Here is an 11,773-nt window from a genome sequence, read left to right on the forward strand (position 1 = left end):
CATCAATCTGCTATTCGCATAAAATAACGTCTTAAAGGCTTATTTAACAAAAAAACCAACCCCTCTTTCACAAAAAATTAGTAAACTTGGCATATTAAAATTTTAACAGTTTGAAAAGAATTAACTCCCTTCCATTTTTGTTGCTGTTTCTAACAGCAATTACAACAATTAATGCCCAACAAAGAAATATAAGCCTTGAAGAAATTTGGGGTGGCGCTTTCCGAACCCAAGGTTTAGACGCCCTACATTCAATGAATAACGGTAAAGAATACGCCGTTTTAAATTACGACAGGCAAAATAAAGTATCTACAGTAGATGTCTATGACTATAAAAGTGGTGAAAAGGCGCGAACGCTTTTAAACACGACCGACTTAAAAGGAATAGAATACGTTATTTCTTATGAGTTTAGTAAAGATGAATCTAAAATTCTTTTCACTACAGAACTGCAGCAAATCTATCGTCGTTCCTCTCGTGGGACATTTTATGTTTATGATGTAGCTTCGAAGCAATTCAGTCTCGTTTCCACTAAAAAAATTCAGGAACCAACTTTTAGTAATGACGGCAGCAAAATAGCATTCGGTTTTGAAAATAATCTTTATATAAAAGATTTAAACTCGGGAGAGACAAAACAAATTACCAGCGACGGTAAAAAGAATAGCCTTATTAATGGTTTAACAGATTGGGTTTATGAAGAGGAATTCGCATTTGTACGCGCTTTTGAATGGAGCACAAATGGTGATAGACTAGCCTATATAAAATTTGATGAAACCGAGGTGCCGCAATTTAATATGGATCTTTATGGCAGCGAGCTATATCCTTCAGCAGACACCTTTAAATATCCAAAAGCGGGCGAGGCAAATTCAAAGGTTTCATTGCATTTTTATGATCTTGGCAGCGCAAAGTCTACTGAAGTAGATCTTTCAAAATATAACAGTTACTACATTCCGAGATTACTTTGGACAAAGGACAATAATATTTTGAGTGTTCAACTTACCAATCGCCATCAAAATGTAATCGATTTGGTTTTTGTTGATGCTTCAAATAATACTTCAAAATTGATTTTAGCAGAAAAGGACGATGCATATGTAGATGTTACAGACAATCTTACTTTTTTAAATAACAATAGTTTTTTCTGGACGAGCGAAAAAGACGGCTGGAACCATATTTATCAATATGATAAAAACGGGAAACTACTTAATCAAGTAACTAAAGGTCCTTGGGAAGTAACCGCTTATTATGGTTTTGATCAGAATACGGGACGTGTGTATTTCCAAAGTACTGAAAACGGAAGCATCAATCGCGATGTGTATTCTATTCTTCCTTCTGGGAAAAATAAAGCTCGTTTAACCCAACAAACGGGAACCAACGCAGCGGATTTTAGTGCGGATTATTCGTATTTCATAAATACTTATTCTAGTGCTACTACACCTTATGTATTCACGCTTCACGAGGCGAAAACAGGTAAATTGCTTCGCGAAATAAAAAACAATAACGATCTAAAAAGCGGATTGGCTACGTATAATATTTCACCTAAAGAATTTTCAACTATAAATATTAATGGTGAAGATTTAAATATGTATATGATTAAGCCTTTGGATTTTGATGAGAATAAGCAATACCCATTGTTTCTGTATCAATATTCAGGTCCAGGTTCTCAAAATGTTTCAAACAGTTGGATGGGCACTAATGACTACTGGCACGAAATGCTTGCGAACGAACAAGATATTATCATAGCCTGTGTTGACGGTCGCGGAACAGGTTTTAAAGGAAGAGATTTCAAAAAAATGACCCAAAAAGAATTGGGTAAATTTGAAGTTGAAGACCAAATAGCCGTTGCTAAAAAATTAAGCGAATTACCATATATTGATGAGTCCCGAACAGGTATTTGGGGATGGAGCTATGGTGGGTTTATGTCTTCAAACGCATTATTCCAAGCACCCGATACTTTTGAAATGGCTATTGCTGTTGCGCCAGTTACAAGCTGGAGATTTTACGACAGTATTTACACAGAGCGCTATATGCAGACTCCGCAAGAAAATGCTTCGGGATACGATGAAAACTCGCCACTTTCGCATGTTGCTGGTCTAAAAGGAAAATTTTTATTGGTACACGGAAGTGCAGATGATAACGTTCATGTTCAAAATAGCATGCGTTTAATTGAAGCTTTAGTGCAAGCCAACAAACAATTTGATTGGAGAATTTATCCAGACAAAAACCACGGTATTTACGGTGGTAATACACGATTACATCTTTATACATTAATGACCGATTACATCAAGAAAAACTTATAAAAAATCAACACTAACTAATAATTAATTTTATGTCAGAAGCACTTCAATATCAAAAGCAAAAAGAATTGTTTGGCCACCCCGTAGGCCTTTACATACTGTTTTTTACCGAAATGTGGGAACGTTTTTCCTATTACGGAATGCGTGCCATATTGGTACTTTATTTAGTTGCAGAAGCTGGTAGTGGGAATCCAGGTTTAGGTTGGACCAATGGCGATGCCCTTTCACTTTACGGAACATACACAATGTTAGTTTATGTAGCTTCCATTCCCGGAGGTTGGATTGCCGATAAATTTTTAGGTCAAAAACAATCTGTGCTAATTGGCGGAATCTTACTTGTTGCAGGTCACGGTATTTTGTCCATTGAACAAATGTGGGCATTCTATACTGGACTTGGACTAATTATAGCTGGTGTTGGAATGCTAAAACCGAATATTTCAACAATGGTTGGTGGTCTTTATAAAGCTGGCGATATTAGAAGAGATAAAGGTTTTACAATATTTTATATAGGTATAAACGTAGGTGCATTTCTGTCAAGTATAATTGTAGGTTATGTAGGTGAAGTTTATGGATGGCATTATGGTTTTGGACTTGCAGCAATAGGAATGCTTTTAGGTTTGATTCAATATGTGATTGGACAAAAGCATCTTAAATATGTGGGTAATAACACCAATAATTCTCAAAATGAAGAAGAAAAAGCTGCAATGAAGCGACCACTTAACAAAATCGAAAAAGACAGAATGGTTGTTCTGTTCATCTCTTTCATTTTGGTAATTGTATTCTGGGGTGCTTTTGAGCAAGCAGGAGGTTTAATGAACATCTATGCTTCAGAAAAGACTAACAGAATGCTAATGGGCTGGGAGGTACCTGCTTCTTGGTTCCAATCTTTAAATGCACTTTTCATTATTATTTTAGGAACAAGTGTTGCTGCTTTTTGGGCACATAGAAAACTGAAAGGAAAAATTTCAACTTCACTTTTTAAAATGTGTCTTGGTTTGATAATAATGGGTGTCGGTTTCTTCTTTATGACGGGAGCAACAGCTCAATATAACGCAGATGGTTCATCAGCTATGTATTGGTTAGTTGCGGCATATCTATTCCACACAGTTGGAGAATTGTGTTTATCGCCGGTTGCACTTTCATATATTACAAAATTAGCACCTCTAAAATACGCATCACTTATGATGGGTGTGTATTTTGCAATGACAGGTTTAGGAAATAAAGTTGCTGGACTTTTGGGTGAATCTGCCTCAGATTTAGGGGAATACACAGTCTTTACGGGAATTGCGATTTTCTGTGTAGTCTTCGGATTATTGGTACTGTTAATTAGAAATAAATTAGAAAAACTTACTCACGGAGCTGAAGATAATGAACGTGAAATTAATGACGACAACGAACCTTATGAACTGGCCGATCCAGATTTCAATAAAGTTAATTAATTTCAGAGATACATTAATCTAAACATAAACCGATGAATACCGATATTGAAAATCTGTTTAAAGACAAAGTTTTAGGACATCCCGCGGGACTTTTCATACTTTTCTTTACCGAAATGTGGGAGCGTTTTTCCTTTTATGGAATGCGTATTCTTTTAGTGTTGTTTTTAACGGCACCGCTTATGAGCGACAATCCTGGTTGGGATTGGCCAAGAGAGCACGCGTTAGCACTTATTGGTACGTATGCTTCGCTGTTATATCTAACACCAATTATTGGTGGTTGGGTTGCAGATAAAATTACAGGTTATAGAATGGCTGTGGTTATTGGTTGTATTATTATGACTTTAGGCCACGCTTCAATGGCATTGGAAACTACACCTTCATTTTATTTAGGTCTTGCTCTTTTAGTTATTGGTACGGGTTTCTTTAAGCCGAATATTACTTCTATCATTTCTGAAATGTATAAGGGTAAAGAATCCAAAAAAGACGGCGCTTATACTATTTTCTATATGGGTGTAAATGCAGGGGCTTTCTTCGGAATGATGCTTTGCGGTTATTTAGCCGAAAATAAAGGATGGGCTTGGGGCTTCGGTCTTGCTGGAATTTTTATGTTTTTAGGAATGCTTCAATTTTTATTGGCTCATAAAATATTTGGAGACATTGGAGCAAAACCTTCTAAAAAACACGAAGTAGAAATACCTCAAAATATAAACGAAGAAAGACCTGAATTAAGAAGTGATGAAATAGAAGAAGCATCCATCAAGTTGAATCCTTTCACAATGTTTGATTATGTGCTGATTGTGTTGTCATCTGTTGGTGGTTTACTCTATCTTTTTAATGATCCTCTGGAGACTATTTATTCAAAATCTTTAGTGCCTTTTGAAATTGGTGGAATGAGTGGAACTAATATTGTGGTGCTTGCTGCTTTGGCAATGTTCCTAGTTTTATTAGTTACCCGAATTGCTCGTTACTTGCCAATTGTTCGTGATAGGTTAATCGCGGTTTCAATTTTTGGACTTTTCACCGTTTTCTTCTTTGCCTTTTTTGAACAATCATTGGGTTCCATGACGCTTTTTGCGCAGGATTATACCGAGCGAAGTTTAACGGGTGATTCTGCATTTATTTTCAAAATTGTGGATGCGCTTTTAACCACGGTTCCATTAATTATTATTACGTGGGTTATATACTTATTGGTCAAGAAAACCCATACTAGAATAGCATTATCAAATGTTGCCCTTGTAATTGCCTTTATCGGTATTTGGGGATTGGTTATCTATAGATTAGTAGATAAGTTTTCACAGACAGAATTAGAAGTGGATGCCACTTGGTTCGGGATTTTAAATTCATTTTTCATTATTACATTGGCCCCTATATTTTCAAAATGGTGGGAAAGCAAATACAACCCAAGTGCTGCCGTAAAATACGGAATAGGATTAATTATGTTAGGTTTAGGTTTTGCAATTCTTTCGTATGGTGCGTCAGATATTCCTCCGGGAGCAATGACAGCAAAAGTGAGTATGATCTTCCTTATTCTAGCGTATTTAATGCATACTATGGGCGAGCTTTGTCTTTCTCCGTTAGGACTTTCTTATTTAAGTAAATTGGTGCCAGCGCGTATGATTGGGTTTATGTTTGGGGTTTGGTATCTTGCCATCGCCGTGGGGCAAAAAGCTGCAAACACTATGGGTGGAATGATCGATAAAATTTCGGCAGAATATTCTATGGGTACGTTCTTTTTAATATTTACCTTAATTCCCATTGCGGTTGGTATAGTTTCAATGTTGTTAAATCCAGTCTTAAAAAAATTAATGCACGGTATTCGTTAATACACAATAGTTTATATTAAAAAAGCGTTCCCTATTATGGAACGCTTTTTGTTTCATTCAGAATAAATTTTTAAACATATTAGCATGAAATATTTATTACTACTTTTTCTTATTGTTTCCGCAGGTACTATCAACGCTCAAAAAATTAATTGGATGACGATGAATGAAGCACTCGCCGCACAAAAAAAGGAGCCCAAAAAGATTTTTATGGATGTGTACACTACTTGGTGTGGTCCGTGTAAAATGTTGGATAAAAATACTTTTAGCGATGCAGACGTAATAGAGTATGTAAACAAAAACTATTATGCGGTGAAGTTTAATGCCGAAGGAACAGAGGAAGTAAATTATAATAATTTCACCTATACAAACCCAAATTATGATGCTGCACGCAAAGGTAGAAATGCACAGCATTTGTTTGCACACGCTTTAAAAGTGAATGCATACCCAAGTGTAGTTTTCTTTACAGAAAAAGGAGATCTAATTCAAGCCGTACCAGGATATAGAACACCGCCACAACTTGAAATTTTTCTAAGAATGATTCATACAGACGATTATTTAAAAGTTACAACTACTGAGGCTTGGGAAGCCTATCAGAAAAATTTTAAACCTACATTTTAGTCTAGCCTTTCGGTTTCATATTCAGGCTATTCTATTGGGAAAGCTCCTTGTTTTGCAGTATGGCAAAACGGGAGCTTTTTTAGCTTACAAGTTTTTTCCCAGCGCGCTACATAAGAAAAGTAATTGCTGCCATCTGCAATAATTTGGTGCGGTTTTAAACTATCGATAAGTCTGTTCAGATTTAATTTTGGACTGCTAGTTAACAAAATTGTATGCACGTTTAAATGCTTCGGAAAAATGCCTAAACTATCTAAAACGAGGATGTTTTTGTTATTATAGCGAAACAGCTTCGGTAGTTTTTCTTCAGAATAGTTGTTGATATTTATAGCCGTTTTGAATGATTTTATAGGAAATAATTCTGAAATATTTTCAAGTGAATCATTTTTTAAAATCTTCAATTCTTTACCATTTTTATAACCAATTAGTGTGTGTTTGCTTTTCTGAAAAACCACAAGCAAATTTCCCGAAGTTCTGAATTCATCATAAATGTAAACCGATAGAAAAATAGAAATTGTGACGAGTGAAACCATCAAATTTCTGTAATTCCTTTTCTTTAGAAATAAAACTAGTGAAACTATTAATAGATAAGCTGCTAATACCTTCAGTGCCGAAAAGTGAATATTTCGGAATAGAAATTCATCTTGTACCGCAACCCAATTTATAAAGCTGTTTAGCCCTTCAATTAGAAAATTATATGCTTCGGCTAGCCAGTGGGGTAAAAGCTGGAAAGCAGTTAAAATTACAATCAATATTCCTCCGCACATCAGCAAGGTTAAAAAGGGAAGCACTACAATATTCGTCAGCAAAAACAACCCAGGAAACTGATGAAAATAATACAAGCTTAGTGGTAAAACGCCAATCTGCGCACAAATGGTAACCGTTACTATTGCCCAAATTTTGCGTACAATTCGATATTTAGAATAGCCTGCTTTATAGAAAATAGGTTGTAGCCAAACTATAAAGAAAACCGCTAAATAACTAAGTTGAAATCCTACTTGAAAAAGCCACAAAGGATTGATAATTAAAAGCGTCAGAAAAGAAAGAAACAAAGTATTAATGCTATTTGTTTCCCGATTAAAGAGTCTAGCAACTGCAAAAAAGCTAAACATTGTAACCGCACGGGTTACCGAAGGTGAAAGTCCAGAAAGTAGTGCAAAGCCCCAAAGTAGTAATACAATTACAATTGCTTGAATGAATGCGCCGTATTTCCATCGTATTAGTGGTTTGAAAAGGAAGGCGAGGATAAGGTATAAAATCCCCACGTGGAGACCTGAAACTGCTAAAATATGAACAGCTCCGGCTGCTGCGTAGGCATTGTAAAGATTTTTTTCAATATCCTTCTTTTCGCCTAAAACAAGAGCTTGTATTATTGCGCGTTCATCCGATTTTAGTTTGGTGCGCTGTAGTTTCTCTATAAGTTTTGCGCGGAAGTTTTGCGATCTTCCGAAAAGCGTTGTTTTACCGTTTGTAGTTTTTAAAATTTCCTTTTCTGAAAATCGTAATTGTCCGTAAACTCCCAACGATTTCATATATGCTGAATAATCAAATTGGTGTGGATTCAGCGGTTTTGGAATTTCGGAAATAGTAGTGTAAACCAATAAAACTTCATTGGCTGAAAACGATTGTATCAGAGAATCTTTGGAAATGTTTAGCAGTATTTTTCCATTCGCATTTACTCCATTTATGGCGTTTAATTCTGCAAAATATTTTAAATTGAATTTATCGGGCTTTAAAGTTTGGATGATTTTAATCTGAATTAGTTCAGCATTATCATCAGCAATTAAATGCGAAAAGTGTTTCGGTTGAAACTGCGGCAATCGAATTTGATAACTAAAATACCCAATTGCAAAAAAGCACAAATAGGTTGCAATTCCGAAGTAAACGTTTTGAATTAATTGATTTCTCGCCCAAAACCAAAGACCAAAAACGGCTAAAAGGAATGCTAAAACATAATACAATAGAAAAGTAGAAATAGGGAAGAAGTGTGCAGTGAGAATACCAAGCACAAGAAAAATTGAAAACTTAACTACAGCAAAGTTTATGAATTTCATACCCCGAGACTTTAAGTTGAATACTTAAAATTTATTGGGGAGAAAATTGGCTATAATTTGAGGGAAGCTGGGTTTTGTCTGCTGTCCCAGATTGCTAAAATATATATTTCAACATTTTTTTCTTCATATAGAATAAGGTAATCTCGTACTATTTTGATTCTACTTTTTCTATCACTAGAAAACTTACCAGATTCTGGATATTTTCTAATTTGTTCTATTGCCTCATTAAATAGCACATTCAGTTTTATACTATATTCTTCAGATTTGTTTCTTTGCAACCAATATTCAAGAATATCGTATAATTCGAATTTAGCACGGTCTGACCATATTACTTCTTTAGCCATTCCTTTATTTCCTTTTGCACGTCTTCATGTGTGGAATATTGACCATTTCTGTATTGTTCGCGAGCTTCTTCAATAGCTGCTATTTGTGCCTCGTTTAAAACATACACATCATTTTCATCGTGAATTTCCAACAAGCGCATCACGCTTTCAAGAACTTCATTATTTTGGGTGTCGTTTATTTTTGCAATCAACTTTTTTTTCAATGCCGCAGTTTCCATTGCTTAAAATTTATTCTAAGATACAAAAATTCAGTTTTAAATAACCCGTCTCACTTCCACAAAAGCCTTTTTCCAATAGGTTTCTTCGAGTGATGAGATGATAACACCTGCACTGGTTGTAGAATGGATAAACTTCACTTCGCCTCGCTTTGTTTCAACTACTAAGCCTACGTGCGTAATGGTGTTTCTGCTACTGGTTTTAAAGAATACCAGATCGCCTTCTTCAATATCTTTAAAGGAAATAAGGATTCCTTTAGTTGCCATATCGCGAGAAATTCTGGGAAGCGTAATGTTTTCCTTCATAAAAGCCGTGCTCACTAAACCAGAGCAGTCCATTCCTGCTTCCGTTGTTCCGCCATATTTATAGCGTGTGCCTTCAAAGGTTTTTGCGTAGGCAATAATTTCTTTCTTAATTTCCTTCGGACTTTCTTCATCTGCTTCCGGTTCTGAAGTTTCTGGAGTTTGATCTTTACTTTTTGAAATAATCTTGTTGTTTTTATGCAGTTTTGCCTTTTTTGTTGATGGCTCGTTTTTAGCAATAATTATTTCAGGTACTTCGCCTGTATTTTTCGTGCTTCCGCAGGAAATCAGGAATAATGCGAAAAAAGTAAGTAACAGCAGGTTTTTCATAAATAGCGAGTAGCGGATTAATTGTTTAAAATTATGAAATTTATTTTACTTCTTGATAGCTGAATATATTAGTTTGGCCGTGCTTTCACTTGCACCGCGACCACCGAGTTTCTTTTCTAGTTCGTAATAGTCTAAAAACATGGCCGCACGTTTGTACGGATCCAAAATGTTTGTCAATTCTTCTTTTAACCTTTTTTTATTGAAATCGGCTTGAATAAGTTCCGTTACAACGGTTTTATTTAGAATTAAATTCACCAACGAAATGTACTCCAATTTAATAACACGCTTCGCGATTTCATAGCTAATTCTGTTGCCTTTATAACATACCACTTGTGGCACTTTAAAAAGAGCAGTTTCCAATGTAGCAGTACCCGAAGTAACTAAAGCGGCTTCCGAAATGCTTAGCAAATCGTACGTTTTGTTGGTTACAAAATGCACGTTTTTTGTGCTCAGAAAAGTTTCGTAAAACGATTTTTCTTGGCTCGGCGCACCAGCAATTACAAACTGATAATCCTTAAAATCTTTTGCCACGGAAATCATTATTTCCAGCATTTTTGTGATTTCCTGCTTGCGGCTGCCAGGTAGCAGCGCAACAATTGGCCGATCGTCCAGCCCATTTTCTTTTTTGAAGGTAGCGGGTATAACTTGCTTTCTATTATAAATAGCATCAATCAATGGATGACCCACAAAGTGCACAGGGAAGTTGTGTTTTTCTTCGTAGAATTCTTTTTCAAAAGGGAGGATTACATACATTTCGTCCACGTCACTTTTTATCTCTTTTATTCTACTTTCTTTCCAAGCCCAGATTTGTGGTGAAATATAATAATGTGTTTTATAACCTTTGTGCCGCGCCCATTTCGCGATGCGAAGGTTGAAACCAGGGTAGTCAATAAAAATTATTACATCTGGATTATAATCTTCAATATCTTTCTTACAGAATTTGATGTTTTTTAAAATAGTGCCAAGATTCATTATTACTTCGGCGAAACCCATAAAAGCCAAATCGCGGTAATGTTTTACTTCTGTTCCTCCAGTAGCCTTCATTAAATCGCCACCCCAAAAACGGAAATCGGCTTCAGCGTCTTCCTTTTTTAAGGCTTTCATTAAATTGGCTCCGTGCAAATCGCCAGAAGCTTCTCCAGCTATGAGGTAATATTTCATTAATTAAATTTAAAAATTCGCTATTCTGTTTTCAGTACATTCTGAATCATTATATCAAAAAATTCGGTGAGTGTCATTCCTGCTTCACGCGCTTGCTTGGGTATAATACTTTCTGCAGAAAGACCGGGATTTGTATTTATTTCTAAGAAATATGGTTTTCCTTTTTCAATTATGAATTCACTACGAGAGATGCCTTTCATATTCAGTAATTTGTAGATACGAACGGCTTCTTTTTTCACCATTTCCGTTTCTTCTTCAGATATTCTTGCAGGAGTTATTTCCTGTGATTTTCCAAGGTATTTTGCCTCATAATCAAAGAATTCATTTTCCGAAACAATCTCGGTAACTGGAAGTGCAATTATCTCTTTGCCGTTATTATAAACACCAACGGAAACTTCTGTACCCACCAATGCCCTTTCAATTATTATTTCGGAATCTTCAGTAAAAGCCTTTTCGATAGCGGTCATCATTTCACTCATATCGTTCACTTTACTAATTCCAAAACTGGAACCGGAACGATTTGGTTTTACAAAACAAGGCAGTCCTGTTTTCATAACAATTTCTTCCACATTTATTTGGGAGCCTTTATTCACATAATATGAATTTGCTGCGCGTACGCCAAAGTTTTTTAAAACTGAAAGACAATCACGCTTATTAAAACTCAATGCTGCCGAATAATAATCTGTGCTGGTATGTGGAATACCGAGCAGTTCCCAATAGGCTTGTAGATAGCCGTCTTCGCCGGGTGTGCCGTGAATTGTATTGAAAATAGCATCTGGTTTTATGATTTCCGTACCGTTGCTAAAGCTAAAATCTGCTCTATTTACAGGATATTTTGTGCCATTTTCGCTCACAAAACTCCAGTTATCTTTCAGAATATGAACCGGATAAACTTCGTATTTGTTTTTGTCAAGGGCATTGCAAACTACTCCGCCACTGTTTATTGAAATTTTAAATTCGCTGGAATAGCCACCCATAGCCACTGCGATATGTTTTTTATCCATAACAATTGATTAGAATCTACGTTTACAAAAGTATTAAAAATAAGTGCGCTAAATTTTTTAAAGTTATAAGTGTGCAAAGTGGGGAGTTGCAGTATTTAGCAACAGTAGCGGCGATTTATAGCATATTTCGAAAAAGTAGTATAGAATTTTGAATTACGGCTTTGGGGATTAGGGCGACTTTCAACAAAAGATACTAC

General features: G+C 35.7%; 10 protein-coding genes. 4 read left to right on the forward strand and 6 right to left on the reverse strand.

Annotated features, from left to right (window positions below; translation table 11 throughout):
- Positions 1-110 precede the first annotated feature (110 nt).
- The 4 genes from AC3RVF_RS09825 to AC3RVF_RS09840 all read left to right on the forward strand — a co-directional run bounded on the left by AC3RVF_RS09825 (position 111) and on the right by AC3RVF_RS09840 (position 6,168).
- A complete protein-coding gene (locus tag AC3RVF_RS09825; RefSeq protein WP_489693279.1) occupies positions 111-2,291 on the forward strand; it encodes a S9 family peptidase in 2,181 nt (726 codons plus the stop codon).
- Between the two features lie 29 nt (positions 2,292-2,320).
- Positions 2,321-3,727, forward strand: coding sequence for a peptide MFS transporter (locus AC3RVF_RS09830; RefSeq protein WP_489691467.1), 1,407 nt, complete (start codon positions 2,321-2,323; stop codon positions 3,725-3,727).
- 32 nt (positions 3,728-3,759) lie between these two features.
- Positions 3,760-5,550, forward strand: coding sequence for a peptide MFS transporter (locus AC3RVF_RS09835; protein WP_489693280.1), 1,791 nt, complete (start codon positions 3,760-3,762; stop codon positions 5,548-5,550).
- An 84-nt stretch (positions 5,551-5,634) separates the two neighbouring features.
- Positions 5,635-6,168, forward strand: coding sequence for a thioredoxin family protein (locus tag AC3RVF_RS09840; RefSeq protein WP_489693281.1), 534 nt, complete (start codon positions 5,635-5,637; stop codon positions 6,166-6,168).
- Between the two features lie 26 nt (positions 6,169-6,194).
- Here AC3RVF_RS09840 and AC3RVF_RS09845 read toward each other — a convergent pair whose 3' ends face one another.
- The 6 genes from AC3RVF_RS09845 to AC3RVF_RS09870 are packed head-to-tail and all read right to left on the reverse strand — an operon-like array spanning position 6,195 to position 11,576.
- Positions 6,195-8,219, reverse strand: coding sequence for a ComEC/Rec2 family competence protein (locus AC3RVF_RS09845; RefSeq protein ID WP_489691470.1), 2,025 nt, complete (start codon positions 8,217-8,219; stop codon positions 6,195-6,197).
- A gap of 50 nt (positions 8,220-8,269) precedes the next feature.
- Complete coding sequence (locus AC3RVF_RS09850; RefSeq protein WP_489691471.1) at positions 8,270-8,563, reverse strand: type II toxin-antitoxin system RelE/ParE family toxin; 294 nt, start codon at positions 8,561-8,563, stop codon at positions 8,270-8,272.
- Positions 8,548-8,781, reverse strand: a complete 234-nt coding sequence (locus tag AC3RVF_RS09855; protein WP_489691472.1) for a hypothetical protein — start codon at positions 8,779-8,781, stop codon at positions 8,548-8,550. Before AC3RVF_RS09855 ends, AC3RVF_RS09850 begins: the two co-directional genes overlap by 16 nt.
- A gap of 36 nt (positions 8,782-8,817) precedes the next feature.
- Complete coding sequence (locus AC3RVF_RS09860; RefSeq protein WP_489691473.1) at positions 8,818-9,411, reverse strand: C40 family peptidase; 594 nt, start codon at positions 9,409-9,411, stop codon at positions 8,818-8,820.
- A 45-nt stretch (positions 9,412-9,456) separates the two neighbouring features.
- The gene (lpxB, locus tag AC3RVF_RS09865; RefSeq protein ID WP_489693282.1) at positions 9,457-10,572 is read right to left on the reverse strand and encodes a lipid-A-disaccharide synthase; all 1,116 of its coding nucleotides are present in this window, start codon (positions 10,570-10,572) and stop codon (positions 9,457-9,459) included.
- 20 nt (positions 10,573-10,592) lie between these two features.
- On the reverse strand, positions 10,593-11,576 hold the full coding sequence (locus tag AC3RVF_RS09870) for a D-alanine--D-alanine ligase (protein WP_489691475.1): 984 nt from the start codon (positions 11,574-11,576) through the stop codon (positions 10,593-10,595).
- Positions 11,577-11,773: the final 197 nt, after the last annotated feature.

Source organism: Aequorivita sp. IT1183, from assembly GCF_058068265.1.